General features: G+C 71.0%; 14 protein-coding genes. 11 read left to right on the top strand and 3 right to left on the bottom strand.

What is annotated here, in order from left to right:
- Positions 1-7 precede the first annotated feature (7 nt).
- Both infB and rbfA read left to right on the top strand, forming a co-directional pair.
- Positions 8-2,854 (top strand): translation initiation factor IF-2, encoded by a 2,847-nt coding sequence (gene infB / locus NS184_RS13075; protein WP_058726536.1) that lies wholly within the window; start codon positions 8-10, stop codon positions 2,852-2,854.
- A gap of 90 nt (positions 2,855-2,944) precedes the next feature.
- The gene (gene rbfA, locus NS184_RS13070) at positions 2,945-3,391 is read left to right on the top strand and encodes a 30S ribosome-binding factor RbfA (protein ID WP_058726535.1); all 447 of its coding nucleotides are present in this window, start codon (positions 2,945-2,947) and stop codon (positions 3,389-3,391) included.
- A 3-nt stretch (positions 3,392-3,394) separates the two neighbouring features.
- Here the strand turns inward: rbfA and NS184_RS13065 are convergent, their stop codons facing one another.
- Positions 3,395-4,261 (bottom strand): A/G-specific adenine glycosylase, encoded by an 867-nt coding sequence (locus NS184_RS13065; RefSeq protein ID WP_242863052.1) that lies wholly within the window; start codon positions 4,259-4,261, stop codon positions 3,395-3,397.
- Between the two features lie 104 nt (positions 4,262-4,365).
- Between NS184_RS13065 and NS184_RS13060 the strand changes: the two genes are divergently transcribed.
- The 5 genes from NS184_RS13060 to NS184_RS13040 are packed head-to-tail and all read left to right on the top strand — an operon-like array spanning position 4,366 to position 7,655.
- Positions 4,366-4,812, top strand: coding sequence for a hypothetical protein (locus NS184_RS13060; protein WP_058726533.1), 447 nt, complete (start codon positions 4,366-4,368; stop codon positions 4,810-4,812).
- A 39-nt stretch (positions 4,813-4,851) separates the two neighbouring features.
- Positions 4,852-5,787, top strand: coding sequence for a tRNA pseudouridine(55) synthase TruB (gene truB, locus NS184_RS13055; RefSeq protein ID WP_058726532.1), 936 nt, complete (start codon positions 4,852-4,854; stop codon positions 5,785-5,787).
- A gap of 3 nt (positions 5,788-5,790) precedes the next feature.
- Positions 5,791-6,156, top strand: coding sequence for a hypothetical protein (locus tag NS184_RS13050; RefSeq protein WP_058726531.1), 366 nt, complete (start codon positions 5,791-5,793; stop codon positions 6,154-6,156).
- Positions 6,157-6,216: 60 nt separating this feature from the next.
- Positions 6,217-6,684: a hypothetical protein gene (locus tag NS184_RS13045; protein ID WP_058726530.1), complete on the top strand. Its 468-nt coding sequence runs from the start codon at positions 6,217-6,219 to the stop codon at positions 6,682-6,684.
- An 8-nt stretch (positions 6,685-6,692) separates the two neighbouring features.
- Positions 6,693-7,655 carry a bifunctional riboflavin kinase/FAD synthetase gene (locus tag NS184_RS13040; protein ID WP_058726529.1) on the top strand — a complete coding sequence of 321 codons (963 nt, stop codon included), beginning with the start codon at positions 6,693-6,695 and terminating at the stop codon, positions 7,653-7,655.
- A 223-nt stretch (positions 7,656-7,878) separates the two neighbouring features.
- Here NS184_RS13040 and NS184_RS13035 read toward each other — a convergent pair whose 3' ends face one another.
- The gene (locus tag NS184_RS13035; protein ID WP_193750476.1) at positions 7,879-9,111 is read right to left on the bottom strand and encodes a DUF349 domain-containing protein; all 1,233 of its coding nucleotides are present in this window, start codon (positions 9,109-9,111) and stop codon (positions 7,879-7,881) included.
- A gap of 113 nt (positions 9,112-9,224) precedes the next feature.
- Complete coding sequence (locus NS184_RS13030; RefSeq protein ID WP_058726528.1) at positions 9,225-10,031, bottom strand: peptidylprolyl isomerase; 807 nt, start codon at positions 10,029-10,031, stop codon at positions 9,225-9,227.
- Between the two features lie 165 nt (positions 10,032-10,196).
- On the opposite strand from NS184_RS13030, the gene NS184_RS13025 reads away from it, so the two are divergent.
- The 4 genes from NS184_RS13025 to alaS all read left to right on the top strand — a co-directional run bounded on the left by NS184_RS13025 (position 10,197) and on the right by alaS (position 15,443).
- A complete protein-coding gene (locus tag NS184_RS13025) occupies positions 10,197-11,549 on the top strand; it encodes a replication-associated recombination protein A (protein ID WP_058726561.1) in 1,353 nt (450 codons plus the stop codon).
- A 235-nt stretch (positions 11,550-11,784) separates the two neighbouring features.
- Complete coding sequence (rpsD, locus tag NS184_RS13020; protein ID WP_058726527.1) at positions 11,785-12,414, top strand: 30S ribosomal protein S4; 630 nt, start codon at positions 11,785-11,787, stop codon at positions 12,412-12,414.
- A gap of 126 nt (positions 12,415-12,540) precedes the next feature.
- A complete protein-coding gene (locus tag NS184_RS13015) occupies positions 12,541-12,723 on the top strand; it encodes a hypothetical protein (RefSeq protein ID WP_058726526.1) in 183 nt (60 codons plus the stop codon).
- Positions 12,724-12,785: 62 nt separating this feature from the next.
- On the top strand, positions 12,786-15,443 hold the full coding sequence (alaS, locus tag NS184_RS13010) for an alanine--tRNA ligase (RefSeq protein ID WP_058726525.1): 2,658 nt from the start codon (positions 12,786-12,788) through the stop codon (positions 15,441-15,443).
- Positions 15,444-15,445: the final 2 nt, after the last annotated feature.

Genomic DNA, 15,445 nt, shown 5'->3' with positions numbered 1-15,445 from the left:
GAGAACAGTGGCAAAACCACGCGTACACGAGATCGCATCCGAGCTCGGTGTCGACAGCAAGACCGCAATGGAGAAGCTCAAGGAGCTCGGCGAGTTCGTCAAGGGCCCGAGCTCCAGTGTGGAACCCCCCGTCGCGCGCAAGCTCCGTGCTGCGCTGCAGGCGGCCGGCGCCTCGGCGTCGAACACCGCCGCGCCCGCGGCCGGAGCAGCAGCGCCGAAGCCCGGTGCCGCCGCCCCGAAGCCGGGCACGGCAGCCCGCTCGGCCGCGCCGAAGCCCGGCGCGAAGCCGGGCCCGGCGACGCCGAGCCCTGCCCCGCAGGCACCTGCTGCTGAGCAGCCTGCCTCCGACGCGCCGACCCCGGCCGCGCCGAAGTCGGTCGCGCAGCGTCAGGCCGAGGCCGAGGCCGCGCAGAAGGCCGCAGCCGCCGAGAAGGCATCCGGCACGGCGAACAAGGGTGGCGAGTCCACCGGTTCCGCTTCGCCGAAGCCGAACACGGCCGCCGGCCCGAAGCCGGGTGGTCCGAAGCCGGGCGCGCGTCCGGGCAACAACCCCTACGCGTCGAGCCAGGGCATGGGCTCCCGCCCGCCGCGTCCGGGCAACAACCCGTACTCGCAGAACCAGGGCATGGGTCAGCGTCCGGCTGCCGGCCAGGGTGGCGGCAACGGCATCCCGCGTCCGGCCCCGCCGCGTCCGGGTGTCCCTCGCCCCGGTGCTCCCCGTCCGGGTGGCCCCGGCCAGCAGGGTCGTCCGAACGGCTTCGGGCAGCGCCCGGGCCAGGGTGGCGGCCGCGGCGGCCAGGGTGGCGGCTTCAACCGTCCCGGTGGTGCCGGTGGCGGCGCCGGTGGTGGCTTCAGCCGCCCGGCGTTCAGCGGCCCGCGTCCCGCCGGTGGTGGCGGTCGTGGCCGCGGTCCCGGTGGTGGGACCGCCGGTGCGTTCGGTCGCGGTGGCGGCAAGAGCCGTGCCCGCAAGTCGAAGCGGACGAAGCGCGCCGAGTACGAGATGCGGCAGGCGCCGTCGCTCGGCGGCGTGCAGGTCCCGCGCGGCGACGGCAACACGGTCATCCGTCTGCGTCGCGGTGCGAGCATCTCGGACTTCGCGGACAAGATCGACGCGAGCCCCGGCAACCTCGTCACGGTGCTGTTCCACCTCGGTGAGATGGCGACCGCGACGGAGTCCCTGGACGAGGCCACGTTCGAGGTCCTCGGCGAGGAGCTGGGCTACAAGATCCAGATCGTCTCCCCGGAGGACGAGGACAAGGAGCTCCTCGAGGGCTTCGACATCGACCTCGAAGGCGAACTCGAGGACGAGGACGACTCGGTGCTGCAGCAGCGGCCCCCGGTGGTCACCGTCATGGGTCACGTCGACCACGGCAAGACCCGCCTCCTCGACGCGATCCGCAACTCGAAGGTCGTCGAGGGCGAGGCCGGCGGCATCACCCAGCACATCGGTGCCTACCAGATCGTCACCGAGCACGAGGGCGTCGAGCGTCCGATCACCTTCATCGACACCCCGGGTCACGAGGCGTTCACCGCCATGCGTGCCCGTGGTGCGCAGGTGACCGACATCGCGATCCTCGTGGTCGCGGCGGACGACGGCATCATGCCCCAGACGATCGAGGCGCTGAACCACGCCCAGTCGGCCGGTGTGCCGATCGTGGTCGCGGTGAACAAGATCGACAAGGAGGGCGCGAACCCGGCCAAGGTCCGCCAGCAGCTCACCGAGTACAACCTGGTGGCCGAGGAGTACGGCGGCGACGTCATGTTCGTCGACGTGTCGGCCCGCCAGAACATCGGTATCCAGGAGCTCCTGGACGCGGTGCTGCTCACCGCCGACGCGGGTCTCGACCTGCGTGCGAACCCCGACAAGGACGCCCGCGGTGTGGCGATCGAGGCCCGACTCGACAAGGGTCGTGGTTCGGTGGCGACCGTGCTCATCCAGTCCGGCACGCTCCACGTCGGTGACGCCATCGTCGCGGGCACGGCCTACGGTCGCGTCCGTGCGATGACGGACGAGAACGGTGTCGCCGTCCAGGCAGCGACCCCGTCGCGTCCGGTCCAGGTGCAGGGTCTGTCGTCGGTGCCGCGCGCCGGTGACACGTTCCTCGTCACGGAAGAGGACCGCACGGCTCGTCAGATCGCCGAGAAGCGTGAGGCCGCCGAGCGCAACGCCCAGCTGGCCAAGGCCCGCAAGCGCATCTCGCTCGAGGACTTCACCCGCGCACTCGAAGAGGGCAAGGTCGACTCGCTCAACCTCATCATCAAGGGTGACGTCTCCGGTGCCGTCGAGGCACTCGAGCAGTCGCTCCTCGACATCGAGGTGGACGACAGCGTGCAGCTGCGCATCCTGCACCGCGGTGTGGGTGCGATCACCGAGTCGGACATCGACCTCGCCACGATCGACAACGCGATCGTCGTGGGCTTCAACGTCCGTCCGGACGTCAAGGCCCGCGAGCGCGCGGCCCGTGAAGGCATCGACGTGCGCTTCTACTCGGTCATCTACAACGCACTCGAGGACATCGAGCAGTCCCTCAAGGGCATGCTCAAGCCCGAGTACGAAGAGGTCCAGTCGGGCGTCGCGGAGATCCGCGAGGTGTTCCGTTCCTCCAAGTTCGGCAACATCGCCGGTGTCATCGTCCGCTCCGGCACGATCACCCGCAACGCCAAGGCACGCGTCATCCGCGAGGGTGTCGTCATCGCCGACGGTCTGGCGATCGAGTCCCTGCGTCGCTTCAAGGACGACGTCACCGAGGTCCGCACGGACTTCGAGGCCGGTATCGGTCTGGGCAAGTACAACGACATCCAGATCGGTGACGAGATCGAGACGACCGAGCTCGTCGAGAAGCCGCGCGACTAGTCGCCTGGCTATCCTGGACCCCGCCGTTCCCCCAGGGAGCGGCGGGGTCCACCCGTTCCACCAGAAGAATCCCTGCCCCAGGAGGCACCCATGGCTGACCCGCAGCGCGCCCGCAAGATGGCGGACCGCATCAAGGAGGTCGTCGCACGCCGGCTCGACAAGGGCCTCCGCGACCCGCGACTCGGTTTCGTGACGATCACGGACGTCCGTGTCACGGGGGACCTGCAGCACGCGTCCGTCTTCTACACGGTGTACGGCACCGACGAGGAGCGCGCCGACTCGGCAGCGGCGCTCAAGGCGGCGACCGGCATGCTCCGCAGCGAGGTCGGCAAGAACATCACGGCGCGGCTCACCCCGTCCCTCGAGTTCATCGCCGACGCGCTCCCGGAGACCTCGGCGCACATGGAGGACCTGCTCGCGCAGGCGCAGGTGCGGGACGCGCAGGTCCGTGCCGCCTCGGCCGGCGCGCAGTACGCCGGCGACGCCGACCCGTACAAGCACGATGACGACGAGGAGGACGACGCCGCTCGGGCGTAGTCCTCAGCCGACCGGGAGCGTGTACCCGCCCGCATCGTCGCCGACGGCCAGCCCGTCGCGGAGGAGCGAGGCGAGTGCACGCTCCCGCTGTCCGGCGTCCGGCCAGACGAGGTCGATCTCCGACCGGAGCACCGGGACCTCGCTCGCGCGGAGCTCCGCCATGATGAGGCCCCGCACCTGCCGATCGCTGCCGGCGAACCGCGCCTGCTTCGGAGCGCGCGGCCCGTCGTGGTCCGGGTACCCGGCTGCGCGCCAGGCGCAGCGGTCCGCGATCGGGCACGCGTCGCACGCGGGGGAGCGGGCGACGCAGACGAGCGCCCCGAGCTCCATCACCGCGGCGTTGGTGGCGGCTGCGTCGTCGCGGTCATCCGGCAGCACGGACTCCATGAGCGGGAGGTCCTGCTTCGCCTTCGCGGGACCGGGCTGCCCCTGGCCGAGCAACACCCGTGCGAGCACCCGCCGGACGTTGACGTCGACCACGGGGTGCCGGTCGCCGTACGCGAAGACCGCGACGGCCCGGGCCGTGTAGTCGCCGATGCCCGGCAGCGCGAGGAGCGCGTCGACGTCGCGTGGCACGACGTTGTCGTGCTGCTCCGCGATCGCCGTGGCGGCCGCGTGCAGCGCGAGCGCCCGCCTCGGGTAGCCGAGACGGTCCCACGCACGCACCGCGTCGGACGGTGGCGACTGCGCGAGGTCGCGCGGGGTCGGCCACCGGGTGAGCCACGCCTCCAGTCGGGGGACCACCCGCGCGACCTGCGTCTGCTGCAGCATGATCTCGCTCACGAGCGTGCCCCAGGCAGGGAAGCCGGGACGCCGCCACGGGAGGTCGCGTGCCTCGGCGCGGAACCACGCGATGAGCGGGGTGGCGATGTCGGGGGCGTCCGCCCCGGCGGTCCTGTCCACAGGTGGCGAGTTCTCCACATCCGGCCTGGAGGCTCCGCTGGCGTTCACCAGGACAGCCTACGGTGGGGTCCATGGCACGCTGGGCACCGCAGGAGACCGACACCATGGCCGCGATCGCGGCCGAGGTGATCGCGCAGGTCGGCACGAACCGGACCGTCGTCGGGATCGACGGGCAGCCGGGGACGGACCTCGAACACGTGGCCGCGGCACTCGTCGCCGGTTTCGAGCACCACGGGGTGTCGGCGATGGCGGCCGCGGCTCCCTCGGCGTCGGCCGACCAGCTGCGGTCGGGGGTCGTCGCACCGTTCCGGTCGACGGGCGAGGGGCCGGGTGTGCTCGTCGTCCACGGCCACGGTGTCCTCGACCCCGGCGTCCGCGGACTCTGGCGCTGGTCGCTGTGGGTCGAGCAGGAGGAAGGACGGCTCGAACGCCGGGCGGACGTCAAGATCGCCGCGTCCGCGGTGCTCGACGTCACGGACCCCGACCACCCCCGTCGCGAATGGAACGACGCCTGCTGACCGGACCCCGACCGTGACGGGCGCTGGTAGCCTCTCCGGGTGCTCGAATCGCCGCCGGACGGGATCCTCCTCGTCGACAAGCCGCAGGGGATCTCCAGTCACCGGGTCGTGTCGATCGCTCGACGTCGACTCGGCCTGAAGAAGATCGGCCACGCCGGCACGCTCGACCCGATGGCCACCGGGCTGCTGCTCCTCGGCGCCGGGCCCTCGACCCGGTTGCTCACCCACCTCGTCGGCCTCGGCAAGACGTACACCGCGACGATCCGTCTCGGCGTCTCGACGGACTCGGACGACGCGGACGGCGACCCGACCGCGGCGACGGGTGTCTCCGGTGCTGACGTGTCCGAGGCCGCGGTCGAGCGGGCGGTCGCGGCGCAGCGGGGCGTGATCGACCAGGTGCCGTCGACCGTGAGCGCCATCAAGGTCGACGGTCGTCGGGCGTACGACCTCGCGCGGAAGGGCGAGGATGTCGTGCTGCAGTCCCGCACGGTCACGGTGTCGCGCTTCGACGTGACCGGCCGTCAGGAGCACACGGTCTCCGTGGACGGTACCGACGTGCAGGTGGTCGACCTCGACGTCGTGGTCGCCTGCTCCTCGGGGACGTACGTCCGTGCACTCGCTCGCGACGTCGGCGCCGCGCTCGGCACCGGAGCGCACCTCACCGCACTCCGGCGCATCGACGTCGGACCGTTCGACGTCGACGACGCGGTCGACATCGAGGACGACGCGGTCGACGTGCGGGCAGCGCTCCTGCGTCCCGTCGACGTAGCGCGGACCCTCTTCCCGACCGTCGCGCTCGACCCGGTCGCCGCGAAGGACCTCGCGGACGGCAAGCGGGTGCGCGCCGAGCATCCGGACCACGAGGGACCGGTGGCCGCCATCGCCTCGGGATCGGACCGCCTCGTCGGACTCGTGTCCGTCCGTCGCGGCCAGCTCCGGGTGATCACCAACTTCCCGACCGTGACGGGGGCCTGACGCGTGATCGAGTGGTTCATGTGGGTGCAGCTCGTCGTGGCGGTCGTCGCCGGGCTGTTCGCGGTCGTCGTCGGGTTCGTCGGGTGGAAGCCGAACGACTACACGGTCGGCTCGCTCGTCCTCGTCGAGTTGCTGCTCCTCGCACAGGGCGTCATCTCGCTCGTGCTGCCCGCGGTCGGCAGTCCGCCGCGGGGCAACGCGCTCGAGTTCGGTGTGTACGCCGTGTCGGTGCTCCTCGTCCCGCCGGCAGCCATCGTGTGGGCGCTCATCGACCGGACGCGCTGGAGCACGGTCGTCCTCGGCGCCGGTGCGTTCACGGTGGCCGTCATGGTGTACCGGATGTACCAGATCTGGTTCGCGTTGACCTGACGCGGGTCGCGGTGACCTGTGGCGTCATCGGTGACGGCCTGCGTCGGTAGAATCGGTGCAATGGCGACCAGATCCTCCCTCGCGACCGGCGTCGGCCGTGTCCTCATCGCCGTCTACGGCATCCTCGCGCTGGCCGCGACGGGTCGCAGTGTCGTGCAGATCATCGAGAAGTTCTCCTTCGCGCCCTTCGCCTACACGCTGAGCGCCGTCGCCGCGGTCGTGTACATCGTCGCGATGATCGCCCTGATCGCGCCCGGCCGCGCCTGGTACCGCGTCGCGTGCGTCACGATCGGCTTCGAGATGGCCGGTGTCCTCCTCGTCGGGACCCTCTCGCTGCTCGACCGCCAGCTCTTCCCGGACGACACCGTCTGGTCCTACTACGGCCTCGGGTACCTCTTCGCGCCGCTCGTGCTGCCGATCGCGGGGTTGTGGTGGCTCCGCAAGCACCACCGCACCGTGGCCGCGGTGTCGGGTGCAACAGCCGCCGACCGGACCGACCCGTCCACGACCGCCCGCGTGGGCGAGTAGGGACCCCCGTGCAGTACTACGACGACCTCGCCGACGTGGCGGACGGCTTCGGGCCGAGCGCCGTGACCATCGGCAAGTTCGACGGCGTGCACGTCGGGCACCGTGCCGTCATCGCGCACCTCGAACGCGCGGCGGAGCAGCAGGGGCTCGTGTCGACCGTGGTCACGTTCGACCGGCACCCGCTCAGCGTCATCGACCCGGTGAAGACCCCGCCCGCGCTGACGAGCACGGCGCAGCGTCGGGAGCTGCTCGAACAGGTCGGTGTGGACGCCACGGTGCTCCTCCGCTTCGACCAGGACCTCCAGTCGAAGGAGCCCGAGGACTTCGTGTCCGAGATCCTCGTCGGCACCCTGCACGCGCGGCTCGTGTTCGTCGGGAGCGACTTCCGCTTCGGTCGTCGCGGCGCCGGTGACGTCGCGTTGCTCCGGCGGCTGGGGGAGCGGTACGGGTTCACGGTCGAGCTGATCGACGACGTCGACCTCGTGGACGACGTGCGGCCGGCCGGTGAGCGGCGGGTGTCGTCGACGTGGATCCGCGAACTCCTCGGTGTCGGGCGCGTCGCGGAGGCCGCTCGGCTCCTCGGCCGCGAGCACGCCGTCCGCAGTGTCGTCGTGCACGGCAACCAGCGGGGCCGCGCGATGGGGTACCCGACCGCCAACCTCGATCCGCACTGCGAGGGCTTCGTCCCCGCCGACGGCGTCTACGCGGCCCGTGTGCTGCACCAGGGCACGGTGTACCCGGCGGCGGTGTCGGTCGGCAACAACCCGACGTTCGAGGGGGTGCCGGAGAAGCAGATCGAGGCCCACCTGCTCGACGTCGACATCGACCTCTACGGCGACACCATCGCGGTCCTGTTCGTCTCGTACGTCCGCGGCATGGTGAAGTTCTCGTCGATGGACGAGCTCGCCGAGCAGATGCGGCAGGACGACCGCGACATCCGGCTGCTGCTCGGGCTGCCCGCACCCGTCTGACACCGCGCGCGGCGCGAGTCTCGAGCGCGTGCCCCCGAGTCTCGTGCGCGTGCCCCCGAGTCTCGTGCAGGCGGACACGTCTCGTGTTCCGGAGCGCGGGACTCGTCCGTGTCCGCGAAACTCGGCGCCGGTCCGGAAGCGCCAGGACCCGCCGCCGGAGTCCACGCACGCAGAACGCCCCGCGACCGATCGGTCGCGGGGCGTCCCGCATGCGGTGCGACGATCAGCCGCCGAGCGCGTCGAGCCAGATCTTCCGAGCGTCGAGGGCCTCTTGCGCGTCCTTGATCTTCCGCGCGTCACCGGATGCCTCGGCCGCCGCGAGCTCGGACTCGAGCTTGCCGATCGCGTCCTCGAGCTGGCTCGCGAGACCGGTCTGCCGGGCCTTGCGCTCCGGGTCCGAGGCCTTCCAGTGCTCGTCCTCGAGGGTCCGGACGTGGTCCTCGATCTGGCGGAGACGGTCCTCGATGCGACGGACGTCCCCGCGAGGGACCTTGCCGATCTCGTCCCAGCGACGCTGGATGCCCGTGAGCGTCCGACGCGCAGCGACCCTGTCGGTCTCCTGCAGCAGCGGCTCGGCCTCGGTCAGGAGTGCCTGCTTGGCTTCGAGGTTGGCGGAGAACTCCTCGTTCTCGATGGCGGCCTCGGCGTGGCGCTGCTCGAAGAGGACGTCGCCCGCCGCCTTGAACCGGGCCCACAGCGCGTCGTCGTGCCGCTTGCCGGCCCGGCCCGCACGCTTCCAGTCGTCCAGCAGCTGGCGGTACGTCGGGATCGCGTCCGAACCACGAGGTGCGAGCGCCTCGGCTTGCGCGACGAGGTCCTGCTTGCGGCTCCGGGCGTCGCGGTGCTGGGCGTCGAGCTCGGAGTAGAACGCCCGACGGTGCTGGTCGACGGTCGAGCGGGCCGCGCGGAACCGCTTCCAGAGCTCGTTGGCCTCGTTCTTGGGGATGCGCGGGCCGTCGTGCTGGTGCTGCTGCCACCGCGCGAACACGTCGTCGAGCTGCGCGGTGATCTGCTTCCACTGGGCGCGCGCCGGGTCCACCGCCGCGAGACCCTCGGCCTCCTCCACCAGCGCGGCCCGGTACGCGAGCGCCTCGGTCAGCGCCTGCTGCGCCTGCTCGGCCTGCTCCTTCGTGAGCGACCCGACCTGGTCGGTGAGCGCCTGCACGCGGTCCTCGAGCGACTTGATGTCACCGACGACACGTGCGTCGGCGAGCTGCTCGCGGAGGTGCGCGACGGTGCGGGAGACGTCGTTCGCGCTGGCGCCGCGCTGGACGCGCTGCTCGGCGATCTTCACCTGGCCCTCGAGGTCGGCGTACTTCCGCGCGAAGTAGGCGAGGGCCTCGTCCGCGGTGGCGTCCGGGTACTCGCCGACGGCTCGCTCGCCGTCTTCGTACCGGACGTACACCGTCCCGTTCTCGTCGACCCGCCCCCAGGTCGTTGCTTCGTCAGATCCCACAGGTCTCGCCTCGATCGTGGTCGTGCATCGCCGACGTCCCCGTCGGCACGGTCAGGTCGTCAGCCTATTGCACGGAGCGGCCCCGGGGACGGCCGGGGTCGACGGGTTGTGGACTACTGGTCGCGCTCGATGGTCGCGCCGGTGATCGTCGTCTTCACCTTCGGCTCGCCCGTGCCGTCGCTGCCGGGGTCCGAGATGCCCTTCGAGGTGATCTGCGAGACGAGGTCGGACAGCCCGCTCGTGACCTTGCCGACGACGGTGTAGCCGCCGGTCGAGCCGTCGAGCGTGGTGTCACCGGTGACGATGAAGAACTGCGTCGACTGCGAGTACGGCGACGAGCTCCTGGCGATGGCGATGGTCCCCTTCGCGTACTCACCGTCGCTCGGCACGTTCTCCAGCGGGCCGTACTCGAAGCCCGCGTCACCCGTCCCGTCGCCGTTCGCCGAACCGCACTGGAGGAACTGCAGTCCCGTGCTGTCGGCGAGCCGGTGGCACGTGGTGCCGTTGTAGAACTGCTCCTGGATGAGCTTGATCTCGACGCTCGCCGCCTGCGGGGCCTTCTGCCCGTCGAGCTCGATGCCGAGCCGCACGTCCTTGTTCAGCGTGAGCGTGCCGGTCCAGGTCGAGTGCTTCGCGATCGACTTGCTCGGCACGTCACCGGTGTTGCCCGCGGTGGCGCTCGGCGTCGGGGTCGCGGTGGCCGAGGCGCTCGCAGTCGGCTTCCCGGAGCCCTGCGCACCGGCGAAGGCGAGCTGGGAGCCCGTCGCGAGGGCGGCCACGACGACGAGCACGATCCCACCCACGACGTTGTCCCGGACCCGGCGACGCCGTTGCCGCTCGTGCAGACCCTGACGGGCCTGGTAGAGACGGAGGCGTTCGCGCGCCTCGCGGTTGTCACGCGCCTGGTTCTTCGGTGCCACGGTGCTGGTACGGCCTCTCGTCTCGAGTGTGCGACGAGCGTAGCGGAACGCCGCATGCTCCGGCCGGGAGGCGCGGGTCGGTCCCGCACCGTGCCTCCCGGCCGGTGGGCGGTGCTGTCGGTGGTGACGCCTAGGCTTGGTCCCATGGCGACGGACCGCTCGGGCATGAACGCGCCCACCACGGGTGGGCGCGCGGGGCTCGCCCAGGGTTCCGTGCCGCTCGCGGTACGGATGCGACCGACCTCCCTCGACGAGGTCGCCGGTCAGCAGCACCTCCTCGGCCGGGGGTCGCCCCTCGTGCAGCTCGCCACCGGGACGCGCGAGAACCCCGGCGGTGTCTCCGTCATCCTCTGGGGGCCTCCGGGCACGGGCAAGACGACACTCGCGCAGGCGATCGCCCGACAGTCCGGTCGCGAGTTCGTCGAGCTCTCGGCGGTCACCGCGGGTGTCAAGGACGTGCGCGAGGTCATGGAGAAGGCGCTCGCGCACCGTGACCTCTACGGGTCCACCACGGTCCTCTTCCTCGACGAGATCCACCGCTTCAGCAAGGCCCAGCAGGACGCCCTGCTGCCGGGGGTCGAGAACGGCTGGGTCATCCTCATCGCCGCGACGACCGAGAACCCCTCGTTCTCGGTCATCTCACCGCTGCTGTCCCGCTCCCTCCTGCTCACGCTCAAACCACTCACCGACGCCGACCTGGGGATGCTCGTCGACCGCGCGGTCGAGGACCCGCGCGGACTCGGTGGCGGGGTGGTCCTCGGTGACGAAGCCCGGGCGGCCATCGTCCGGCTCGCCTCCGGCGACGCACGCCGGGCGCTGACCGCGCTCGAGGCGGCTGCCGGATCGGCCTCCGCCGCGCAGGACGAGGACGACGACACGGTCCCGGTGGTCGACGCCGGCACGGTCGCTGCCGCCGTGGACCGGGCCCTGCTGCGGTACGACCGGCAGGGCGACGAGCACTACGACGTCATCAGCGCGTTCATCAAGTCGGTGCGGGGGAGCGACGTCGACGCCGCCCTGCACTACCTGGCCCGGATGATCGAGGCCGGCGAGGACCCCCGCTTCATCGCCAGGCGCATCATCATCTCGGCGTCCGAGGACATCGGCATGGCAGATCCGCAGGCCCTGCCGATCGCCGTCGCCGCCGCGCAGGCCGTGCAGCTGATCGGTATGCCCGAGGGGCGCATCCCGCTGGCCGAGGCCGTCGTCTACCTCGCCACGGCGCCGAAGTCGAACGCGTCGTACAACGGTGTGAACCAGGCGATCGCGGACGTCAAGGCCGGTCGCATGGGGGTGGTGCCGACCCATCTGCGCGACGCCCACTACCCGGGTGCGAAGCGGCTCGGGCACGGCAAGGGCTACGTCTACTCGCACGACGCCGAGCACGGTGTCGCACGGCAGCAGTACCTGCCCGACGCGCTCGAGGGCACCGAGTACTACACCCCCACCACCAACGGCTTCGAGCGCGAGGTCGGTCCGCGACTCGAGCGACTCCGGAAGATCACGCGGGGCGAGTAGGCGCGGCGGTCGTCACGGGGACGTGTTGCTGCTATCGTGGATCCGCCTACGTCCTGGTCCTCGCGTGCGGCTGCGTCGAGGACAGAGTGCCACAGCTGTGGCACGGGGACAGAGGTTCGGACTGTAGCCGTCCGATCCCACAGGCTCATCCCTCTGGATCCCTTCGCGGGGTTCGTCGGTGCGTGCGCGTGCCGAGACCCGTGATCCGTTCAGTTCAGACAGAGAAAAGGACCCTGTGTCTACCAAGTCACGTACCCGTAGCAAGACCCGCCTCTCGCGTGCGCTCGGCATCCCGCTGACGCCGAAGGCGGCCCGGTACCTCGAGAAGCGCCCCTACGGCCCCGGTGAGCACGGCCGCACCCGCCGTCGTGCGGACAGCGACTACGCCGTCCGTCTCCGTGAGAAGCAGCGTCTGCGCGCCCAGTACGGCATCCGCGAGAAGCAGCTCCGCATCGTGTTCGAAGAGGCCCGCAAGACGAAGGGCCTGACCGGTGAGAACCTGGTCGAGCTCCTCGAGCAGCGCCTCGACGCCCTCGTGCTCCGTGCCGGCTTCGCCCGCACGACCGCGCAGGCCCGTCAGCTGATCGTGCACCGCCACATCCTCGTCGACGGCAAGCTCGTCGACCGTCCGTCCTTCCGCGTGAAGGAGGGGCAGCTCATCCACGTGAAGCAGCGCTCCGAGTCCCTCGAGCCGTTCCAGGTCGCCGCCGCCGGTGGGCACCAGGAAGTCCTGCCGAAGGTCCCGGGCTACCTCGAGGTCGAGATCGACAAGCTCCAGGCCCGCCTCGTGCGTCGCCCGAAGCGCGCCGAGGTCCCCGTGACCTGTGAAGTGCAGCTCGTCGTCGAGTACTACGCAGCGCGCTGATCGCCTGATCACCCACGAACGGCGGGTCGTCCTCTCAGAGGGCGGCCCGCCGTTCCGTGTTCCCGCCCAGCACCGCCACTACACTTGTCGGGCGCGCACACCACGCACGCGAGAGGGAGAGGCACCGTGAAGCAGCTGTTCTTCGTCGCCGTCGGCGTCGTCATCGGGTTCGTCGTCGCGCACCAGGTCGCGAACACCCCCGGCGGCGCGCGCTTCTTCGCCGACGTGAACGCGCGGACGAAGGCCTTCGCGGACGCCGTGGCCGACGGGTACAAGTCCCGCGACGCCGAGCTCCGCACCGACGTCTGAGCGCGGTCACCGACCGCCGTACGTCCTCCTCCCACGCACTCGACCTGAAACCAGGAAGCACCATGCAGACCGCAGAGATCCGCCGCCGTTGGCTCCAGTTCTTCGGCGACCGCGGGCACACCGTCGTCCCGTCCGCGTCGCTCGTCTCGGACGACCCGTCGCTCCTGTTCACGGTGGCGGGCATGGTCCCGTTCATCCCGTACCTCACCGGACTGGTCCCGGCGCCTTACCCGCGCGCGACGAGCGTGCAGAAGTGCATCCGCACGAACGACATCGAAGAGGTCGGCAAGACCCCGCGGCACGGCACGTTCTTCCAGATGAACGGCAACTTCTCGTTCGGCGACTACTTCAAGGAGCAGGCGATCCAGTACGCCTGGGAACTCCTGACGACGTCGGAGTCCGACGGCGGCCTCGGGTTCTCGCCCGACGACCTCTGGGTCACGGTGTACGAGGACGACGACGAGGCGATCGCGTTCTGGAAGCAGCACTCGTCCCTCCCCGACGAGCGGATCCAGCGGCTCGGCAAGGACACCAACTACTGGTCGACCGGTCAGCCCGGTCCGGCCGGCCCGTGCTCGGAGATCTTCTTCGACCGCGGCCCGGCGTACGGCATCGACGGCGGCCCGGCGACGGACGACGACCGCTACGTCGAGATCTGGAACCTCGTCTTCATGCAGTACCAGATCGCCGACGTGCGGTCGAAGTACGACTTCGAGATCACCGGTGAGCTGCCGAACAAGAACATCGACACCGGCATGGGCCTGGAGCGTGTCGCGTTCATCAAGCAGGGCGTCGACAACATGTACGAGATCGACCAGGTGCGCCCGGTCCTCGACAAGGCGGCGGAGGTCTCCGGCCGCCGGTACGGCGCCGTGCACGAGGACGACGTCCGGATGCGCGTCATCGCCGACCACGTCCGCTCGGCGCTCATGCTGATCGCCGACGGTGTCTCGCCGTCGAACGAGGGGCGCGGGTACATCCTCCGCCGCCTGCTCCGCCGCACGGTGCGTGCCATGCGGCTCCTCGGCGTCGAGGGTGCGACGTTCCCGCAACTCTTCCCGGCGTCGCGCGACGCGATGCGCGACGCCTACCCCGAGGTGGCGTCCGACTACGACCGCATCGCACGCATCGCCTACGCGGAGGAGGAGACCTTCCTCCGCACGCTGGCGCAGGGCACGACGATCCTCGACGTCGCGGTCGAGCGCGCGAAGGCGGACGGCAAGCCCGCGATCGGCGGCGACACCGCGTTCCTGCTGCACGACACGTTCGGCTTTCCGATCGACCTGACGCTCGAGATGGCCGAGGAGGCCGGGGTCCAGGTCGACCGCGGCGCGTTCGACACCCTGATGTCCGAGCAGCGTGCCCGTGCGAAGGCGGACGCGAAGAGCAAGAAGACGGCGCTGGCGGACCTCAGCGTCTACAGCGCCTTCCGGGCCCAGGGCGAGACGACGTTCCTCGGGTACGACGCCCTCGAGGCCGAGACCTCCGTCCTCGGCATCATCGTCGACGGCGCCAGCGTCGACCGTGCGGTCGCCGGTGACATCGCCGAGGTCATCCTCGGCGAGACCTCGCTCTACGCGGAGTCCGGCGGACAGGACGCCGACCAGGGCTCGATCATCGGCAACGGCTTCGACCTCGAGGTCCTCGACGTCCAGCGCCCGGTGACCGGGCTCTGGAGCCACACCGTGCAGGTGCGCTCGGGTGAGGTCGGTGTCGGCGACGCCGCCACGACCGTGGTCGACGCCGAGTACCGCCGCGGTGCGACCCAGGCCCACTCCGCGACGCACCTCGTGAACGCGGCGCTGCGGGACATCCTCGGCCCGGAGGCGTTGCAGGCCGGCTCGTACAACAAGTCCGGCTACATGCGTCTCGACTTCTCCTGGTCGCAGCCCGTGTCGCTCGAGACGCGTTCCGAGATCGAGGACGTCGTGAACAACGCGATCCGCTCGGACCTCGAGGTCTCGACGCGGGTGCTCCCGCTGGCCGAGGCGAAGGAACTCGGCGCGCAGGCGCTGTTCGGCGAGAAGTACGGAGCCGAGGTCCGCATGGTCGACATCGGTGGCCCGTGGTCCCGCGAGCTCTGCGGCGGCACCCACGTGGCGTCGAGCGCGCAGGTCGGGCTCGTCAACCTCGTGGGGGAGTCGAGTGTCGGTTCGACGAACCGCCGCGTCGAGGCCCTCGTCGGACTCGAGGGCTTCCGTGACCTCGCGGTCGAGCGGACGATCGTGTCCCAGCTGTCGAGCGCGCTCAAGGCCCCGCGAGAGGACCTCCCGACGCGCATCCAGTCCCTCATGGACGACCTGAAGTCTGCGCAGAAGCGGATCGCCGAGTTCGAGTCGGCGAACCTGCAGCAGCGCGTGCCGACGATCGCGCGGACGGCGTCGACCGTCGGCGCCACGACCGTCGTCGCGGAGACCGTCGACGGTCTCCAGTCCGGCGACGACCTCCGTTCCCTCGCGACCGGGGTCCGCGCGCAGCTCGGCGACGGTGCGGCGGTCGTCGTGCTCGGCGCCGTGGTGAACGAGAAGCCGGTCGTCATCGTCGCGACGAACGACGCGGCGCGCGCCGCGGGCGTGCAGGCCGGTCCGCTCGCCAAGGAAGCGGCCGGAGTCCTCGGTGGCGGTGGCGGCGGCAAGCCGGACCTCGCCCAGGGCGGCGGCACCGACGCGGCGGCGCTGCCCGCGGCGCTCCGGGCCGTGACCGCCCGCCTGGCGGGCTGAGC

Source organism: Curtobacterium luteum (genome assembly GCF_001475545.1).
Taxonomy (GTDB): Bacteria; Actinomycetota; Actinomycetes; order Actinomycetales; family Microbacteriaceae; genus Curtobacterium; species Curtobacterium luteum_A.
This window is presented reverse-complemented; position numbering and strand designations above follow the sequence as displayed.